Origin of the sequence: Methylobacter luteus IMV-B-3098, assembly GCF_000427625.1 — a bacterium.
GTDB classification, from domain to species: Bacteria; Pseudomonadota; Gammaproteobacteria; order Methylococcales; family Methylomonadaceae; genus Methylobacter; species Methylobacter luteus.
Map to the genome: position 1 here is coordinate 722,862 of NZ_KE386569.1, position 18,297 is coordinate 741,158.

General features: G+C 49.7%; 19 protein-coding genes and 1 pseudogene. 14 read left to right on the forward strand and 6 right to left on the reverse strand.

The annotated features are described in order from the left end of the window. Positions 1-12 precede the first annotated feature (12 nt). A pseudogene (locus METLU_RS0105235) lies at positions 13-1,577 on the forward strand (IS3 family transposase). A 245-nt stretch (positions 1,578-1,822) separates the two neighbouring features. On the opposite strand, the gene METLU_RS28265 reads toward METLU_RS0105235, so the two are convergent. Further along, positions 1,823-1,996 (reverse strand): hypothetical protein, encoded by a 174-nt coding sequence (locus METLU_RS28265; RefSeq protein WP_196806501.1) that lies wholly within the window; start codon positions 1,994-1,996, stop codon positions 1,823-1,825. A gap of 905 nt (positions 1,997-2,901) precedes the next feature. On the opposite strand from METLU_RS28265, the gene METLU_RS0105245 reads away from it, so the two are divergent. The 9 genes from METLU_RS0105245 (at position 2,902) to METLU_RS0105290 (ending at position 10,090) form a co-directional block, all read left to right on the forward strand. Next, positions 2,902-3,321 (forward strand): phosphate-starvation-inducible protein PsiE, encoded by a 420-nt coding sequence (locus tag METLU_RS0105245; RefSeq protein WP_027157312.1) that lies wholly within the window; start codon positions 2,902-2,904, stop codon positions 3,319-3,321. A 56-nt stretch (positions 3,322-3,377) separates the two neighbouring features. Continuing rightward, a complete protein-coding gene (gene cydP, locus METLU_RS0105250) occupies positions 3,378-3,626 on the forward strand; it encodes a cytochrome oxidase putative small subunit CydP (RefSeq protein WP_027157313.1) in 249 nt (82 codons plus the stop codon). After that, positions 3,616-5,181: a cytochrome ubiquinol oxidase subunit I gene (locus METLU_RS0105255; protein WP_027157314.1), complete on the forward strand. Its 1,566-nt coding sequence runs from the start codon at positions 3,616-3,618 to the stop codon at positions 5,179-5,181. Before cydP ends, METLU_RS0105255 begins: the two co-directional genes overlap by 11 nt. A 33-nt stretch (positions 5,182-5,214) precedes the next feature. Beyond that, complete coding sequence (cydB, locus tag METLU_RS0105260) at positions 5,215-6,354, forward strand: cytochrome d ubiquinol oxidase subunit II (protein WP_027157315.1); 1,140 nt, start codon at positions 5,215-5,217, stop codon at positions 6,352-6,354. 14 nt (positions 6,355-6,368) lie between these two features. After that, positions 6,369-6,512 (forward strand): cytochrome bd-I oxidase subunit CydX, encoded by a 144-nt coding sequence (gene cydX, locus METLU_RS27165; protein WP_027157316.1) that lies wholly within the window; start codon positions 6,369-6,371, stop codon positions 6,510-6,512. 174 nt (positions 6,513-6,686) lie between these two features. Further along, complete coding sequence (locus METLU_RS0105270; RefSeq protein WP_027157317.1) at positions 6,687-6,974, forward strand: sll1863 family stress response protein; 288 nt, start codon at positions 6,687-6,689, stop codon at positions 6,972-6,974. A gap of 53 nt (positions 6,975-7,027) precedes the next feature. Then, on the forward strand, positions 7,028-7,261 hold the full coding sequence (locus METLU_RS0105275; protein ID WP_027157318.1) for a ChaB family protein: 234 nt from the start codon (positions 7,028-7,030) through the stop codon (positions 7,259-7,261). Positions 7,262-7,755: 494 nt separating this feature from the next. Next, entirely contained in the window at positions 7,756-9,231 is a 1,476-nt protein-coding gene (locus METLU_RS0105285) for a lipopolysaccharide biosynthesis protein (protein WP_027157320.1), read from the forward strand. 100 nt (positions 9,232-9,331) lie between these two features. After that, positions 9,332-10,090, forward strand: coding sequence for a hypothetical protein (locus METLU_RS0105290; protein WP_027157321.1), 759 nt, complete (start codon positions 9,332-9,334; stop codon positions 10,088-10,090). 47 nt (positions 10,091-10,137) lie between these two features. Here METLU_RS0105290 and acs read toward each other — a convergent pair whose 3' ends face one another. From acs to dksA, 3 genes are all read right to left on the reverse strand, one after another. Continuing rightward, positions 10,138-12,075, reverse strand: a complete 1,938-nt coding sequence (gene acs / locus METLU_RS0105295; RefSeq protein ID WP_027157322.1) for an acetate--CoA ligase — start codon at positions 12,073-12,075, stop codon at positions 10,138-10,140. Positions 12,076-12,139: 64 nt separating this feature from the next. Beyond that, positions 12,140-13,042, reverse strand: coding sequence for a tRNA glutamyl-Q(34) synthetase GluQRS (gene gluQRS, locus METLU_RS0105300; RefSeq protein WP_027157323.1), 903 nt, complete (start codon positions 13,040-13,042; stop codon positions 12,140-12,142). 2 nt (positions 13,043-13,044) lie between these two features. Further along, the gene (gene dksA, locus METLU_RS0105305) at positions 13,045-13,479 is read right to left on the reverse strand and encodes an RNA polymerase-binding protein DksA (RefSeq protein ID WP_027157324.1); all 435 of its coding nucleotides are present in this window, start codon (positions 13,477-13,479) and stop codon (positions 13,045-13,047) included. A 108-nt stretch (positions 13,480-13,587) separates the two neighbouring features. Here dksA and METLU_RS0105310 point away from each other — a divergent pair, with 108 nt between their 5' ends. Next, positions 13,588-14,754, forward strand: coding sequence for a pyridoxal phosphate-dependent aminotransferase (locus tag METLU_RS0105310; RefSeq protein ID WP_027157325.1), 1,167 nt, complete (start codon positions 13,588-13,590; stop codon positions 14,752-14,754). 2 nt (positions 14,755-14,756) lie between these two features. Continuing rightward, positions 14,757-15,080, forward strand: a complete 324-nt coding sequence (locus METLU_RS0105315; RefSeq protein ID WP_027157326.1) for a rhodanese-like domain-containing protein — start codon at positions 14,757-14,759, stop codon at positions 15,078-15,080. Positions 15,081-15,086: 6 nt separating this feature from the next. Here the strand turns inward: METLU_RS0105315 and moeA are convergent, their stop codons facing one another. Then, positions 15,087-16,331 carry a molybdopterin molybdotransferase MoeA gene (gene moeA, locus METLU_RS0105320; protein WP_027157327.1) on the reverse strand — a complete coding sequence of 415 codons (1,245 nt, stop codon included), beginning with the start codon at positions 16,329-16,331 and terminating at the stop codon, positions 15,087-15,089. Beyond that, positions 16,324-16,854 (reverse strand): molybdopterin-guanine dinucleotide biosynthesis protein B, encoded by a 531-nt coding sequence (gene mobB, locus METLU_RS0105325; protein WP_027157328.1) that lies wholly within the window; start codon positions 16,852-16,854, stop codon positions 16,324-16,326. The genes moeA and mobB overlap by 8 nt, the downstream gene beginning before the upstream one ends. 109 nt (positions 16,855-16,963) lie before the next feature. On the opposite strand from mobB, the gene METLU_RS0105330 reads away from it, so the two are divergent. Together METLU_RS0105330 and METLU_RS0105335 are read left to right on the forward strand one after the other, a co-directional pair. Beyond that, positions 16,964-17,458, forward strand: a complete 495-nt coding sequence (locus tag METLU_RS0105330) for a DnaJ domain-containing protein (RefSeq protein WP_027157329.1) — start codon at positions 16,964-16,966, stop codon at positions 17,456-17,458. Between the two features lie 3 nt (positions 17,459-17,461). After that, entirely contained in the window at positions 17,462-18,280 is an 819-nt protein-coding gene (locus METLU_RS0105335) for a peptidoglycan DD-metalloendopeptidase family protein (protein ID WP_027157330.1), read from the forward strand. Positions 18,281-18,297: the final 17 nt, after the last annotated feature.

Consider the following 18,297-nt stretch of genomic DNA (forward strand, 5'->3'; position numbering starts at 1 on the left):
CTATTAGAGGTAATGAAATTGAAAAAGAAGACTTATTATACGAAAGCTTTTCGCCAACAGGCGTTGGAGAAAGTTTATAACCGGGGCGATCGTACCGTTCAAGCGATTGCCGATGACTTGAACATAAACAGCTGGACGTTGAAGAACTGGATGAAATTACCGAAAGACGTGGTTGAGGGCCAAGCCGACCTGATGACAAAACGACCTCAAGACTGGAATCAGAGCGAACGTTTTCAACTGATCCTGGATAGTCAGGGCAAGGCAGGGGAAACATTGCATGCCTGGTGCCGGGAACAAGGGATTTTTCCGCATCATTTACACGCCTGGCGTAAAGCCTTTGAAACCGGCACGTCGGAGACTGCCGTCAGTCGCGCTGACTGGCGAGAACTGCAAGTGAGCCATCAAGCGTTACAGCGGGAGCTGAAGCGCAAGGAAAAAGCCTTGGCGGAAGCGGCGGCCTTACTGGTTCTGCAAAAAAAGTATCAGGCGCTCTGGGAGGAAAAGGACGCATGATTTCCCTGTCAGAGCGCCAACAAATTGTGTCTTGGCTAGACGAAGCCCACGCCGCCGGAGCCCGTCGGCATCGAGCCTGCGACTTATTGGGGATCACCTTGCGCACATTGCAGCGCTGGCAGCAATCGGGTGAAGTCGCGGAAGACGGTCGTCGCGGCCGCCAGCTGATTCCCGCGAACAAACTCAGTGAGCAGGAGCGTCAGTCCGTGTTGTCGGTAGCCAATTCGGCCGAATTTGCCGCGCTGGCGCCCAGCCAGATCGTGCCGATTCTGGCCGAGCGGGGTCAGTATCTGGCTTCGGAATCGACCTTCTACCGGATCTTGCGCGAGGCGAAGCAACTTCAGCATCGCCAGGCCAGTCGGGCGGCCACCGACTGCCGCAAGCCGAAAGCCCTGAAGGCCACGGCGCCCAATCAGCTGTACAGCTGGGATATTACCTATCTGCCCACGGCCGTCAAAGGGGTATTCCTGTATCTTTATCTGTTTATGGATGTTTACAGCCGCAAGATTGTCGGTTGGCAGGTGTACGAACGCGAAAGCAGCGAATGGGCGGCGGACATTGTGCGGGATATCGTGCAGCGGGAAGGCATCCCCCGTCAGCAGGTGACTTTGCATTCTGACAACGGCGGCCCCATGAAGGGTGCCACGATGCTGGCGACCCTGCAGGCCTTGGGCATCCTGCCGTCGTTCTCGCGACCGGCGGTGAGCAATGATAATCCGTATTCGGAAGCCTTGTTCAAGACCCTCAAATATCGGCCGGACTATCCGGTCCACCCCTTTGCGGATTTGAATCAGGCCCGACGCTGGGTGGCGGGCTTTGTGGACTGGTATAACCATGAACATCGGCACAGCGCCATTCAGTTTGTCACGCCAGATCAGCGGCATAGCGGACAAGACTTCGCGATTTTGAAACAGCGAAAGGCGGCCTATGAAGCCGCCAAAAAGCGCCGTCCGGAACGCTGGCGGAACAAAACACGAAATTGGGAGCCTGTACTTGAGGTCTATTTGAACCCTGACCAGAAGGACAAAAATATAATTCGGCAGGCGCTGAAAAAAGCGGCCTGATTTAACTGTTGAGGCGACAGTTATTTTGACAATTACCGATCGATTTACCAGCTTATTTATCCTTATCAGACTTAATAAGGGTGAGGCAGGGTTTTGCGAAAAAAAGGAAATATAGAAGTGCCTAGGGCTTTGAGGAATTGTGAAAGAATAGCCTAAAAATAAAAAACTCCCAAGGCCGTTAAGCCTTGGGAGTTATTAAGTTGCTACACGGGAAAGTAATCCGGGTAGCCTGTTAAATAGGTTGATTATTCGCATTGCAGGTGTCCAGCATTGGCCCGTTTACGGTTCAGGTTGACATTGCTGGCAATGGCCGCTGTTGCGAACAGTGTAGATGAGATAATAAATTCTCCTGAAACAAAGCCTAAAAGGCCGGTAGCGAATACAATCCCAGTTAAAATATCTTTATAAAAGTCGCTCATGTGTAAATCCTTATTAAAGTAGAAAATTTGAAAGGTTTTTTTAAATTGCAGCTCAAATATACGTTAGACTTTTATCGTTAACAATATTGCAAAACATATACATATTGTTTCTTATTTTTATACATTAATTTAATAGACTTTTAACTAAAACAGCATATAGTGATAAAGTTTGTCATCAGTCGCTCATTGCTGCGCATCTGTTGCAGTTCACCTGGAGCCTGCACCAATGATAATTGTATTTCTGTTCATTTTGGCATCAGGCTGCTGAGAATATCAATCGAGGCTATCGCCTAAGTAAAATATCGGCCAGTCCAACAGGCCACCTGCCCAGGATGAGAAACCATTAGTCCTTTATTTTTTCTGTCGCTCTATTTGGCGGCAGGCTCTACCCATTCTGGGAAATTCTGCGCATTGCTGACAAGGCTGAACCAATGTCACTGAAGTGATGGCGATCTAATTCCTAAAAAATCCCTTAGCGCAGGCACCCAATTTATTCTCCCAATCCATGATAGGGCGCTGTTCTTAATTAAGCCAATATGATGTATCACGAGCTTTCCATTGTCTCATTTTGAAGCCAGAGCTTATCAGTGGATTTTACCTTTGTCTTTTATGACAGATATTTAAATAAAAAATAACAACAGCAAAAAACAGACATGGAAAATAAAGTTAGTAAATAATAAAATACTAATATATTATATTGAGAAAGAAGCAATCCATGCTTTTCAGTTAGGGTTTGAGCTTTTACCTTTTACCTTTGTTTAAAGCTATCCGAGATACTCAACTGATGGGTTCTGTAGCTTCTGAGGCGTTTTAGATTCAGCTGTTACAGTAATTAGGCTAGTTTGCCCGCTCTGTCAGTTGACGCCCTGGTGAGGGATATAAACAACGTGTATGAAGGCTGTTATATGCAAAAACAAAGGATTAACGCGTTTCGCGATACAAGCAAAATGTTTGTCGATGAGTTAGGCAGCTTGCTGATAGATGTGTTTCACTATCTGGCCTTATTCGTTATCGGCGCCAGCGTAGTCTGGTCGGCAGTGGTCGCGTATGCCGGCATGATCAGTCAGGGGCATGCCACCATAGGCGATATATTACTGCTGTTTATTTATCTTGAACTGGGGGCCATGGTCGGCATTTACTTCAAAACCAACATGATGCCGGTGCGCTGCCTGATCTTTATCGCCATCACGGCACTATCAAGACTTCTTATTTCCGATATACAGGCGCATCACCAAGCCGATACGGGGATTCTGCTGATATCCGGATCAATTCTGCTGCTGGCCTTATCAACGCTCGTTATCGGTAAACCATTTAATAACCAATGAATATGTACGTCACGCTTTAACTCCCGATTTAACAATTAATCCATAGAGGAGGAGCCATGAATGGTTCAGCCAAGATAAACCGGATTCTGCCGCATCCCGGATTGCTACGATGGGAAATCGGCATTGCATTATTGATCAAAATTATTCTACTGACTGGCCTTTGGTTCCTGATTTTTCGCTGGGAAGGCAAACCGTCGCCGGCAAAACCCGATATCGCGCAACATCTTGCGCTGCCCGCCAAGCAACCTTCAACAATCCAAAGTCTTCCATCTCAATCCTATAAGGAGTTCAGCCATGTTCGGTGATGATGTTGTTATGCTGTCCAGAATGCAATTCGGTCTGACGGCGCTTTATCACTTTCTGTTCGTGCCGCTAACCTTGGGCATGACTTTTATCCTCGGTATTATGGAGTCGGTCTATGTCATGACCGGCCGCGAGGTCTACAAGGATATGACCAAATTCTGGGGCAAGCTGTTCGGCATTAACTTTGCCATGGGCGTTACCACCGGCTTGACGCTGGAATTCCAATTCGGCACTAATTGGGCCTATTACTCGCATTACGTCGGCGACATTTTCGGTCCGCTGCTGGCGAGTGAAGGCTGGATGGCATTTTTCCTGGAGTCCACCTTTGTTGGGCTGTTCTTTTTCGGCTGGGACAAACTCTCCAAGGTCCAGCATTTGGTCGTAACTTGGCTGCTGGCGATAGGTACTAGCGTGTCAGCCCTGTGGATTTTGATTGCCAACGGTTGGATGCAGCATCCGGTCGGGGCTGAATTCAATTACGAAACGCTGCGCATGGAGATGACCAGCTTTGCCGATGTCTTTTTCAACCCGGTTGCCCAGGTTAAGTTCGTCCATACGGTTGCTGCAGGTTATGTGACCGGCTCGATGTTTGTGCTGGGTATCAGTTCCTGGTACTTGCTGAATAAACGCGATGTCGGCTTTGCCCGGCGTTCGTTTTCAATCGCTTCGGCATTTGGCCTGGCTTCCATTTTGTCGGTGATCGTACTCGGCGATGAAAGCGGCTATACCTCCGGCGAGACTCAAAAGATCAAACTGGCGGCGATCGAAGCGGAATGGGAAACCAGCCCCGCACCAGCCAGCTTTACGGTGTTCGGCCTGCCTGATCAGGAGAATGAAAGAACCGACTTGGCGGTAAAAGTGCCTTATCTGCTGGGATTGATAGCGACCCGTTCCATTGATGAAGATGTGAAAGGCCTGAAAGACCTTCGCAATGAAAGCGCCGAACGCGTCAAAAGCGGCATGGTGGCATATGCCGAGCTGCAAAAGCTGCGCAACGGAGATAACAGTGAGCAGACCCGGCAGCGCTTTGATGCGCATAAAAATGACTTAGGCTACGGGCTGCTGCTGAAAAAATACACCGACCAAGTCGTGGATGCCGATGCCGAGATGATCCAGAAGGCGGCCAATGACACAATCCCGAAGGTAGCCCTGCTGTTTTGGACCTTCCGGATCATGGTCGTCTGCGGCTTTACCATGCTGTTTATCTTCGCCACAGCTTTTTACCACTGCGCGGTCCGCAATGCCGACCAGAAACGCTGGCTGATGCGCATGGCGGTCTGGAGCATCCCATTGCCCTGGATCGCGGCGGAAACCGGCTGGTTTGTCGCCGAGTACGGCCGCCAGCCCTGGACGATTTCCGGCGTTTTGCCGACGCATATGAGCGTTTCCACCCTTAGCATTGAACAGCTCTGGTTTAGCATTGGCGGCTTTGCGTTGTTTTACACCGTATTGCTGGTTATCGAACTGTACCTGATGTTCAAATATGTGCGCTTAGGCCCCAGCAGCCTTCATACCGGACGTTATTATCATGAGCTACTGATCGCTCAAAGCCACTAGAGCCATGCCACAATATTTAATGAGGACCACATTATGTTCGATTATGAAACCATTCGCCTGATCTGGTGGCTGTTTATCGGCGTCGTCGCCATCGCCTTTGCGCTCACCGAAGGCTTCGATTTCGGCATTTGTACTTTATTGCCACTTCTGGGCAAGAGTGATGTCGAACGCCGCGTTATCATCAATACGGTAGGCGCCACCTGGGAAGGCAATCAGGTTTGGCTGATATTGCTGGGCGGGGCTATTTTTGCTATCTGGCCTGCCGTGTATGCGACGCTGTTTTCGGGACTCTATGCAGCCATGCTGCTGGTGCTGTTTTCCTTGTTTTTCAGGCCGGCAGGCTTTGACTATCGTGGCAAGGTCAACAATCCGCTCTGGCGCAATGCCTGGGACTGGGGATTGTTTGTCGGTGGAACGCTGCCTCCGGTTCTGTTGGGCGTTTTGGTCGGCAATTTGTTGCTCGGCCTGCCGTTTCATCTTGATCAGGATTTGCGTTCGTTCTACGACGGTTCGTTCTGGGCCTTGTTGAGTCCCTTTGCATTGCTCTGTGGAGTGATCGGCTTGCTGGTGACTACATTTCATGGCGCCCTGTTTCTGAAGTGGCGCACGGAAGGCGTGATTCATAGCCGCGCTCAGAAGGCCGTGTCGGTGCTTGGTCCATTGCTGCTGATCAGTCTGGCAATGGCAACGTTATGGCTGGTATCGGCTGTCGACCGTCCTGAAATTACACAGATGGCGGGCGCGTCCGCGGCCTCGAATCCGCTCAACAAAACCGTTGTCGCTGCTGGCGCCGGCTGGCTGCATCATTTTCTTGCCAGTCCCTGGATGCTGCTTGCGCCTGTGCTGGGTTTCGCAGGGCTGGCCCTGGCCTGGCTGCTGGGCAAAGGGCAATCCACGGCCGGGGCTTTTTTGATGAGCAGTATCGGCATCAGCGGCGTGCTGCTGACGGTGGGCTTGGGGTTGTTTCCATTCCTGCTGATTTCAACCACTGACCCGCGCTCCAGCCTGACAGTATGGGATGGCAGCGCCAGCCACACTACGCTACTGCTGTCATTCTGGATTACCGTGGTGTTTCTGCCGATCGTACTGTTCTATACGCGCTGGGTTTACAAGGTGATTTGGGGCAGCGTCACCGAAGCGGCCGTGTTAAAAGATTCACACACACTTTATTAAGAGGGGAAACTCACATGTGGTACTTCACCTGGATGCTGGGCGCCAGCTTCGCTGCGGCTTTTGCCGTCATCAATGCCATGTGGCTGGAATCAAATTGCGATATTGATAACGAAGGCATTGAACCGTCTTGCGATGCTGTGCAAAAAGGCGATTCGTAGCCGAATAAAAGGGTTGGCGTAAAAACCAACCCTCTTTTATGCCTGAAACTCGAACATCTTCGTTTATAAGGAACTTCTCCGACCGGGAGGCAGTCACTTTGGAATCCGAGACAGCCGGCTTGATGCCGCGCTGAATATTGCCAAACCCTGATTAACTCAGGCCGGGAGATCCTCATGAAGCAGCGGGAAGTTTATCAGCACAAACTGCAAACACAGCTGGCCGAGTGGAGCGCCGCAATTGAGCAGTTGAAAGTCAGGGCGGATGAGGCTGAAGCCGATGTTAAAGTCGAGTATGAAAAGCAGATCGGCGATTTGCAGCAAAAACTGGATATCGCACAGAAAAAACTGGAGGAACTGCAGCAGGCTCGCGATGATGTATGGGAAAGCCTTAAGGCTGATGTCGAAGCCACCTCGGATAATCTGGGCGAATCAGTGAATTTGGCGACTGCCAGGTTTCAATAATCAAGAGATTTAGCAATCGGCGGCTGAAATATTTCTTAAGTCGGGAGAAGATCATGCCTTACAAGCGATTGAGTGACTTGCCTGATAATGTAAAAAATCATTTGCCCACGCATGGCCAGGAGATCTATCTGGCGGCCTATAATAATGCCTGGGATGAGTATAAGGATCCCGAGGATCGCCGTTATGGCGACGATGACAGGGAGACAGTAGCCCACAAAGTTGCCTGGGCGGCCGTAAAAAAGAAATACGAAAAGCGCGGCGATGAGTGGGTCGAAAAAGAAGATTAATTTGGTAGAAAACACTCTGCCAATAGCTCTATCCATCAAAACAAACACCTTGGTTTGAAATATTGCCGCATTCGTTAAATTAAATTGCACTGATTAAGCGTAACATCTCTCTTTTAGCCCGCAGTGATAGAAGCTATCAAAACCGAGCAAGGCAGCCGTGCAATATGGCTAATTATTTGACCAGCATCAGCCAGATATGACACAAACCGGTATCTTTAGTCCGTTTGTCTTGAAGATGAGCGAGATTCGGATTGTTTCTTGCGGCACGGGCTCCATTTCTGATGCGGACAGGCATTAAAAAAGGTGCTGTAGGGGTGAAATCATGCGATCCAGGCATGCCAAACGCGGCAAATGACAAAAAACCTCATTGTGGCAATATCAGTTATATAATGCCTAGCCGGCTAACCGGAACCGAATGGCGGCTTAAATTCCAGGGCTGCTTGAGATACGGTGCTCATCAGTCGAATATTTCCTTAATTGATCAACAAGCTTAAATGGGCATTATAAGAAAACTGGCATCCCAGACCGCAATCTATGGCATTAGCAGTATTTTCGGGCGCTTCCTCAACTATCTGTTGGTGCCGCTTTATACCTATTATTTCTCGGCGGCGGAATATGGCGTGGTGTCGGAGTTTTACGCCTATGCGGGATTTTTTTCCGTGCTGTTGCTGTTCGGATTTGAAACGGGCTATTTTCGTTTCCGCGATAAGGAATCGCCTGGGCGCGATACGGCCTATTCGACGGCGCTGATCTTTGTCGTTCTGGTCAATCTGGGCTTTTTTCTGCTTATCCGATGGCTCAATACACCGCTATCGGCAGCGCTGCATTATGCCAATCATCCGGAATATGTGCTGTGGTTTGCAATCATTCTGACGCTGGATGCAATGACGGCCATTCCTTTCGCACGACTGCGGGCCGAAAACAAAGCGCTGCGTTTTGCCAGCATCAAAGTGGCCGAGATCATGATAACGATCTTACTGAGCCTGTTCTTCATCGTTTATTGTCCCAAGGCGCTTGGGCAGAATCCCGGTTCCTGGGTAAGTCGGGTTTACGATCCGGCTGTCGGCGTGGGATATATCTTCATCGCCAACTTGTTGGCGAGCGTATTCAAATTTTTACTGTTGACGCCGCAGTTTAAAGGGCTGGCCTGGGGCTTCGACCGGCAATTGTTCGGACGCATGCTGCGCTATTCGCTGCCGATGGTCGTGATCGGCTTCGCCGGTATTGTCAATGAAATGCTCGATCGCGCCTTGCTTAAATACCTGCTGCCGTATGATGAAGTCACGAATCTGAAAATGCTCGGCATTTACAGCGCCTGTTACAAGCTCTCGATTTTGATGTCATTGTTCATTCAGGCTTTCCGTTATGCCGCCGAACCGTTTTTCTTCGCCTATGCGGGTAACAGCGATGCTCGCAAAGTCTATGCCGATGTCCTCAAGTTTTTTGTGATTTTCTGCGTATTCATTTTTTTGATGGTGACACTGTTCATCGATTTCTTTAAATATTTTATTGGCGAAGAGTTTCGCGCAGGGCTTGAAGTCGTGCCGATACTGTTGCTGGCCAATCTGTGCCTGGGCATTTATGTCAATCTGTCCATCTGGTACAAGCTGACTGATCGCACCGTGATGGGCGCTTTTGTATCGTTGGCCGGCGCGGGCTTAACAATCGTGCTCAATATCTGGTGGATTCCAACGCTGGGCTATATCGGTTCGGCATGGGCGACATTGGCCTGTTACGGTGCGATGGTGATTGTCTCTTATCTGTTGGGCAGGAAGTATTACCCGGTGGCTTACGATGTCAAGCGTGTGATCGGCTATACCAGTCTCGGCATCGCATTGTATCTGGCGCATGATCAATTGCCGCTCGATGCCGGCCGGCCGGCATGGCTGTCTGCCGGTGGATTGATGCTGGTTTATCTTTTAAGCGTCGCGCTTTTTGAGGGGCGCAAGGTAGCGCTAAAGCCGGCTTGACCAGAACCTCCGGCCAAAACTGGTGTCGTAAATTGTAGATTGGCGGTTTTTGAAAAACGGCGAAAAATTTTACAAATCCTTATTTTATAAGGGGTGCGACATGGCTTATCGGGGAACTTGGAATTGCGAACTCCTTGTGGTGTTATTGACCGGATGCGTGCTTGTCGGTTGCAGTACTTATGAAGAGCGTGTGTCGCCTGTACTTTTGCCGTCAACCTCTATCGGCCATATCAATATCAGAGGCGCCAAGATTGCAGCAATCCCTTATGTTAATGAGAAAAAGGCCAAGTCAGTATTCGGATACGATGTCAGAGGAATGGGGTTATTGCCCGTGCGCCTGGTCATCGATAACCAAAGCAGGGAAGAAGTTAATTTACAGCCGCAGCAAACGTTTTTGATTGATAATCAGGGCCGGGCATGGCCTTTGCTGACAACAGATCAAGCTTATCGCCGAGTCAGTGAAGATGTCGAGATTGGCGAAACGTTAAAAGGCGCCGTGAGGCCATCCGTATTGATGGGTGCGGCCGGTGCGCTGGCAGGACTGGCGATCGGCATCGTAAGCGGGAGCAATCTCGGAGATACGACCGGCAAAGGCGCCATGGCGGGAGCCGCTGCCGGCGCTTTATACGGTGGAGCCAGTACACATGACGAATACGGTCAGCAAATCCTCAATGATCTGGCGAGCCATTCCTTGCGTACCGATCGTGTGCTGCCCGGCGAACTAGCTTTCGGCTATCTGTTTTTCCCGGGTCGTGACGAAGCCAAGTCGGCCAATATGTTGCGCCTGGGAGTCATGCTGGGACGGGAATTGAAAGTCATGACCATTCCGTTGTTTGAGCAAGCAACAAACCTTCCATAAAAGCCGGCAGAAAAAGGTCGGTTGTCTTTTTCTGCCGGTGTCTGTTCTTATTTATTGGCCCGGTGATCGATAATGTCGTCAACGACGGCTGGGTCGGCCAGGGTAGATGTATCGCCGAGATTGCTGATGTCATTGGAGGCCACTTTGCGCAAGATCCGGCGCATGATCTTGCCTGAACGCGTTTTCGGCAGCCCCGGCGCCCACTGAATCACATCGGGGTGCGCAATAGCGCCGATCTCCTTTCTGACCAGTTCAACCAGTTCTTGCTTGAGTTTTTCCGTGGGTTCCACCCCTACGTTCAAGGTCACATAAGCATAAATGCCCTGGCCTTTGATATCGTGGGGATAGCCGACCACGGCCGCTTCGGCGACGTCTTCGTGCAGCACCAGCGCGCTTTCAACTTCGGCCGTGCCCATGCGGTGGCCGGACACATTGATGACGTCATCGACGCGCCCGGTGATCCAGTAATAGCCATCCTGATCGCGGCGCGCGCCGTCGCCGGCAAAATAATAGCCGGGATAGTTTCTAAAATAAGTGTCGACAAAACGTTGATGATCTCCATAAATCGTTCGGGCCTGTCCTGGCCATGAGCGGCTGATGACCAGAATGCCTTCGGCTACGCCTTCTTGCAGACGGCCTTCATTGTCGAGAATCTCGGGTTTGATGCCGAAAAACGGCAAGGTGGCGGAGCCAGGCTTCAGCGCAATGGCGCCGGGCAGAGCTGTGATCATGATGCCGCCGGTTTCGGTTTGCCACCAAGTATCCATGATCGGACAGCGGCCATTGCCGACAACATGATAATACCATTCCCATGCTTCCGGATTGATCGGCTCGCCGACGCTGCCGAGAATCCTGAGGCTGCTGCGGTCAGTGCGCGTGACGAAGTCGTCGCCCTGCGCCATCAGGGCGCGGATGGCGGTCGGCGCGGTATAGAAGATATTGACCTGATGCTTGTCGACGATGCGCCAGAACCGGTCGGCTTCCGGATAAGTCGGTACGCCCTCAAACAGCAATGTCGTGGCGCCGTTGCATAACGGACCGTAAATGCTATAGGAATGGCCCGTTACCCAGCCGATATCGGCCGTGCACCAGTAAATATCGCCGTCGTGATAATCGAAGACATATTTATGGGTCATGGCCGCATACAGCAGATAGCCGCCGGTCGTATGCAGAACGCCTTTGGGTTTGCCGGTGGAGCCGGAGGTGTACAGAATAAACAGCGGATCTTCCGCGTCCATGGCTTCGGCCGGACATTCGGCGGAAGCCTCGGCCATGGCTTCGTGATACCAGATGTCGCGATGCTCGTGCCAGTCTATGGCCGCGCCGGTGTTTTTGATGACGATGACTTTTTCAAGCCCGGGACAGTTGGCGGCCGCGCGATCGACATTGACTTTTAGCGGCGCGGTCTTGCCGCCGCGGTTGCTTTCGTCGGCGCAAACCAGGTATTTGCAGTCCGCATCGAGTATGCGGTCTTTCAGAGCATCGGCGGAGAAACCGCCGAAAACGATCGAATGCACGGCACCGACGCGCGTGCAGGCCAGCATGACGACCGCAGACTCGGCGATCATGGGCAAATAAATGCAGACGCGATCGCCTTTTTGGACGCCTTGCGATTTTAAGACATTGGCAAATTTACAGACCTGTTCATGCAGTTCACGATAAGTGACTTTTTTATCATGAGCCGGATTGTCGCCTTCCCAGATAATGGCCACTTGGTCGCCGCGCGTGGGCAGGTGGCGGTCCAGGCAGTTGAGGCTGACATTGAGTTTCCCGCCTTCAAACCAGCGGATATACCCCTTGGGGTAATCGAATGCCATAACCGTATCCCAGCGCCTGTTCCAGTCCAGAAACTGCTCAGCCTGTTCGGCCCAGAACGCTTCGGGCTCATCAATAGAGCGTTGATAAAGCGCTTTATACGTTTCGGCGTTAATATGCGCTCTGGCGGCAATTTCCGGTTGTACCTCGTAAATTTTAACGTCTGACATGTATTAATCCTTATTCGGCAAGCAGAGGCAACTATAGTGATGAGTATGAAGCGCTTTAATTAGTTTATCGGCTGATTGCACGCAATTTCTCCAAAAGGGTAGGGTTCCAGTGAGCGATGGCCCAATCAAGCAGTTCGTCGGCTTCGGCATGTTTAAGCTCGTTAGGGGGCTCTTGTTTTAATAAGGTCAGCAGTTCAAAGATCAGCTTGTTCGACGTTTTTAAGTCGACTGCCTGCGCCAGGGTTTGTTTGCTGAGTTTATAGCCCTGGGTATCGATGATGATCGGCACATGCATGTATTGAGGCGTAACAAGCCCCAGTTGCTGCTGCAGATAGATTTGTTTGGGCGTTGAATCGAGCAGATCAAAACCGCGTAAGACATGATTGATATGTTGCCTGTGGTCGTCAATCACGACAGCAAATTGATAAGCAATAATGCCGTCTTTTCTTTTCAGGATAAAATCCCCATGCTGTTCAGCCAGGTTCTGCGCGATCAGGCCTTGCAGTTCATCCTGAAACGAGATAGTGCGATTGTCGGTCTTGATGCGAAATGCATGCGGGGTATGCGGCGGAGGCGGCCTGTCACGGCAGATGCCGGGATAAATATCGGCCTGAGTCTGCTCTGGATGTGTTTCAGCCAGCATTTTGCGACTGCATGTACAGGCATAAATAAGCCGGTTTTCTGTCAATTCATGTAGGGCGTCTTCGTAAACGTCGAGATTATGACTTTGGTAGTAAACGCTATCGTCCCAATGCAGGCCGAAAATATCCAGCGTTTTCAGGATGTGGTCGACCGAACCCTTGGCATTTCGTGGGGTGTCGAGGTCATCGATGCGCAGCAACCATTTGCCTTGTTGCGATCGGGCTTGAAGAAAGCCGGCCAGGGCCGTATATAAAGATCCGAAATGAAGAGGGCCGGTAGGCGAGGGCGCAAACCGGCCGATATAAGGTTGATTGTCCTGCGACAGACTTACCCCATTTGTTTTTCCCGAATTTCATCGAGAGTTTTGCAGTCTATGCACAGGGTGGCGGTCGGTCTCGCTTCAAGGCGACGTACGCCGATCTCGATACCGCATGACTCGCAATAACCGTAATCGCCTGATTCAATTTCTTTCAGGGATTCATCGATTTTTTTGATCAGTTTACGTTCACGGTCACGGGTTCTTAATTCCAGACTGAATTCCGACTCCTGGGTTGCCCGGTCATTAGGATCAGGGAAATTAGCGGCGTCATCCTGCATATGGTGCACAGTACGGTCTACTTCCTGCATTAATTCAGCTTTCCAGTTTCTCAGAATGGTCTCAAAATGCTTCAGCTGAGCCTCACTCATATATTCCTCGCCTTCTTTTTCTTTATAAGGCGTAAAACTGAAAGGCGATGCGTCAGTTTTAGAACTATCGGTCATCCTTTAACTCCTAAGACAAGATAAATAAAACTGAGCATTTTTATCAGAATCATAATAAGATGGCAAGGATTTTTGGTATCATTAAAAGTTTTTGGCGAGTGACAAGATATGAGCGAACGACTGGCGGATCGGACTCAGACTATTTCTCCCTTTTATGTGATGGAATTGCTTCGACGCGCCAAGCAATTGGAAGGCCAGGGCAGGGATATTATCCATATGGAAATCGGTGAGCCCGATTTTGCTACGCCTCAGACCATTATTGACGCTGGTATTGAGCATATTCAAACTGGCGAGATTAAATACACGCCGGCCGCAGGCTTGCCCGAACTGCGGGAAAAAATAGCCGACTTTTATCGGCAGCGTTACGGTGTGGCCGTAGCCCCGGAGCGTATTTTTGTAACGCCCGGCGCTTCCGGTGCCTTTTTGCTGGCGCTGGGCGCCAGTTTGAATCCAGGGGAAGAATTATTAATGGCGGATCCGTGCTATCCGTGTAACAGTAATTTTGTCAAAGTGTTCGAAGGTAAGACCCGAACAGTGCCCGTGGATTCGAGCACCCGTTATCAGTTAACCGCGGAATTGATAAGGGAAAACTGGACGGAAGCGACTAAAGGAGTACTGATTGCCTCGCCGTCTAATCCTACCGGCACGATTATCGACCCGGCGGTACTAAATTCATCCATTCAGGCCGTCAATCAGCTAGGCGGATGTTTTTATTCCGATGAAATTTACCATGGCCTGGTTTATGGTAAAAATGCGACGACAGCGCTGGTATTCAGCGACGATCTGTTTGTCATCAACAGCTTTTCCAAATATTTTGGCATGACCGGTTGGCGAGTCGGCTGGTTGATTGTGCCTGATGAGTTTATTGAAGCCACCGAGAAACTGGCGCAAAATATTTTCATTTCCACTCCCACGCATTCTCAATATGCGGCTTTGGCCGCTTTTGATGAACGTACGCTTGATGAGCTTGAATTCAGGCGGGCAGAGTTTGCCGTCCGGCGTGATTTTCTCTACGACACGCTGCTGCGATTAGGCTTCGAGATTCCGATCAAGCCGGAAGGCGCCTTTTATGTTTACGCCAATTGTGCAAAATTCACCGATGACAGCTATCAATTCGCGCTGGATCTTTTAGAAGCTGAAGGGGTGGCAATCACGCCTGGCAAGGACTTTGGGGAATATGAGTCAAATCATTACATCCGTTTTGCATATACAACTTCCATAGATAGAATGGCCATTGCCATGCAACGTTTAGAAAGATTTATTAATAAAGGTTAACAATGTCTGTAAAACAAATTTCAGCGATTGAATTGAAAAATAAAATTCAAAATGGGGAGTCTCTGTTTTTGCTGGATGTCAGAGAACCGAATGAATTTCAATATGCCCGTATCGAGGAGAGCGTGTCGATTCCGCTGAATCAAATTCCGCAAAGACTCGATGAGTTGGACCGTCAGCAGAAAATAGTTGTAATTTGTCATCACGGCATACGCAGTCAGCAGGCTGCAAATTATTTGGATCATTACGGCTTTGAAAACGTTTCAAACCTGAGAGGCGGCATCGACGCCTGGTCTTGCGAGTGTGATAATTCGGTGCCGCGCTACTAGCCGGTTCTACACAAACAGGCTGAACGGTTCGACGATCACTTGTTCGCCGGCTTCTATGCCTGTGCAGTCGGCCGGCAAGATGATATAGCAATTAGCCCGGCTGATTGAGCCGAGCAGGTGCGAGCCCTGTTTTCCCGATGAAGCTACAAGCAATTCGCCGGCATCGTTTTGAGCCAGCATGCCGCGCTGAAATTCCTGCCGCCCCGGCGCTTTTTTCAATGAGCTTGTGCAAATGGCTGTCAACCGTAGGGGCTTGGTAAACGGTTCGCCAGCCAGTTGCTTGAGAGCGGGCTTGACTAGCTGATCAAAGGTGGCGATGACGGCAACCGGATTGCCAGGCAGGCCGAAAAAATAACAATCGCCGATTTTGCCGAAAGCCAGCGGTTTTCCGGGTTTCATCGCGATTTTCCAGAAATTGATTTGTCCACAGCTGGCCAGTACGTCCTTGACGAAATCGGCTTCGCCTACCGAGGCGCCGCCCGTCGTGATAATGACATCGTAATTTTTGGCTGCTTCAATAAGGCTTTCTTCCAGCTTGTCTCTGTCATCGGCAATCACACCCTTATCCGCCATGTTATATCCTGGATCAGCCAGCAATCCGTTCAGAATATAGCGATTGCTGTCATATATTTTTCCGGATTCCAGTGCCTGACCTATGGACGCCAGTTCGTCGCCGGTTGAAAAAAAAGCAATGTTTAATCGCCGTTTGACGGTAATCTCGTAAACGCCGGCCGAGGCCAGCAATCCCAGGTCCGCAGCAGCCAATTTTTTAGGGGATGAAATCAAACAGGCGCCTTGCTGAAGCTCCTCGCCGATTTCTCGGACATTCTGATAGGGCCGGGTTGGTGCCGGAAAGTGTATGGTTTGTCCATCGGCGCGTATATGCTCTTGCATAACGACGGTATCGGCCCGTTCGGGCAATACCGCGCCGGTAAAGATTCGGATGCATTGGCTCGGCTGCAGTTGTCCCTGAAACGGTCTTCCGGCCCAGGAAGTGCCCGTTAAATGCAGAGAAAAGGGCTGGTTTGGCGTTATGTCGCCGGCGGCCAAGGCATAGCCATCCATGGAAGCGTTTCTCTCATGAGGTATATTGACCGATGAATAAACCGGTTGCGCCAGCACGCGCCCCAAGGCGCTTTTTAACGTCACTTTTTCAAAGCCGGCGACAGGGCGCAGGGCGGCTTTAATTCTGCTTAGGGCTTCCTGGAGCGACAGTAGCGGATTTGTATCCAGGCTGCATGGGTCAATCATAATTTTTTCTCATGAATTGATTCAAGATGAATGACGCAATCACTTCAGGCCGGTTGATATCGAGCTGAGTCAGCTGGGGTGGCGTTTCCAGCGCACAATCCGAGGCGATCGCGATGATGTGCGGATCATCAGGATAAAGCAACGGTTTGTTGAGCAAGGGACGGTGCAATTCAATTTTTGGAAATGGCTCCGCTTTAAAGCCTTCGACCAAAATCAGGTCCAGCTCGGACTGATCAAACAACTTTAGCTGGTCGTCCAGTCTGGGCTCTTTTTCAGGCGTGATTTCGGTAATAATGGCGCGCCGGGATTTCGATATCAGCATGACAGGCGAAGCGCCAGCTGCCCGCAAGCGGAAGCTGTCTTTGCCCGGTTTGTCTATTTCAAAATTATGATGACTATGTTTGATTAAACCTATGCGCAGGCCACTGGATTTCAGAATTGGGATCAATCGCGCCAGTAAAGTTGTTTTGCCGGTACCGCTAAAAGCAGCGAAACCTAGAATTGGAATTTTGGCATTCTGCATGGAATCAAACATTTAAGCTGTTATCGTGAGATGGCTTATTCTAAGGTATTATTTATCGAACCACTAAGAAATAGCGGTTCGAAAACGGATATTAATCCCGGAGACAACATTGATTCGAATTTATCTGGTTTTATTGCTAATCATCATTTCATTTTTTGCCCTGCGCAGGTTTTTAAAAACGCCGCCCGCGCAAATAGCCCGCTATACCAAAATTCTCGGTCTCGGTATTGTCGGTGTGATTTTAATTTACTTGGGTGCGACCGGGCGTTTGAACTGGCTTTTTGCGCTGGCTGGCGTCGCCGTTGCTTTCATGTTCAGGTTAATACCGGTTCTGCTGCATTATGCGCCTCAACTGCACAGATTATGGGCTGAGTTTAATGCAGCCAAGCAAGGCACATCTTCATATCAGCGTGCATCAAGCCCTTCGGGAAAAATGACAATTGAAGAGGCCTATGAAGTGCTGGGATTGAAAATGGGCGCGTCAAAACAGGAAATCGTTGAAGCTCACCGCAAATTGATGCAAAAAATACACCCTGACCGTGGCGGCTCCGATTATTTGGCTGCGAAAATCAATCTGGCAAAGAAGATCTTGCTGGCCAGATAGCATATGTATTCCCGTTATGCCTGGCCGATTTTTATTGTAAGGCTAATACTGGTGTTTTTATTGAGCGCCTGCTCGGAACATGAGAACTTTGCGCCGGTAAAATCCTATGATATCTCATCTTCTGAAAATCAGACCAAGCCTGCAGAAACCAAGACAGAGGCGAGAGATAATGCGAAACAGGTCATTGCCGCCGGAACGAAATATTATGTGGTAAAAAAAGGTGATACCCTATATTCGATCGGCCTGCGCTCCGGTTATGGCTATCAACGCCTGGCGGTGTGGAACCATCTGGCGCCACCTTACACTTTAGTAACCGGCCGAAAACTGAAATTCTTCAATTCCAATCAAGAAGATAGGGCATCAATTCCAAAGGAGCCGAGTAAGAGCCCTGTCAAAAAAACAGGACGCAGTTCACAAAAAAAGCTAATTGTTTCAAATGTTAACAAAATAGTGTTAAAGTTAAATTGGCAGTGGCCGATAGAGGGAAAAATTGTAAAAAACTTTACTCAATCGGGCAACAAAGGGATTGATATAAATGGAAAAGTGGGACAGGAAGTCAGAGCTGCTGAAGCTGGAAAAGTTGTGTATAGCGGAAAAGGTTTAATTGGCTATGGTAATTTAATGATTATCAAACACAATGAAATGTACTTAAGTGCTTATGCCAATAATAGCCGTTTGCTAGTTTCGGAAGGACAATCCATAAAAAAAGGCCAGATTATCGCTTATGTTGGAAAAACCGGATCCGAGCAAAATTCGCTGCATTTTGAAATAAGAAAAAATGGAAAATCCGTAAATCCATTAAGTTATTTACCAAAAAAATAATGGTACTTCGACTCAGG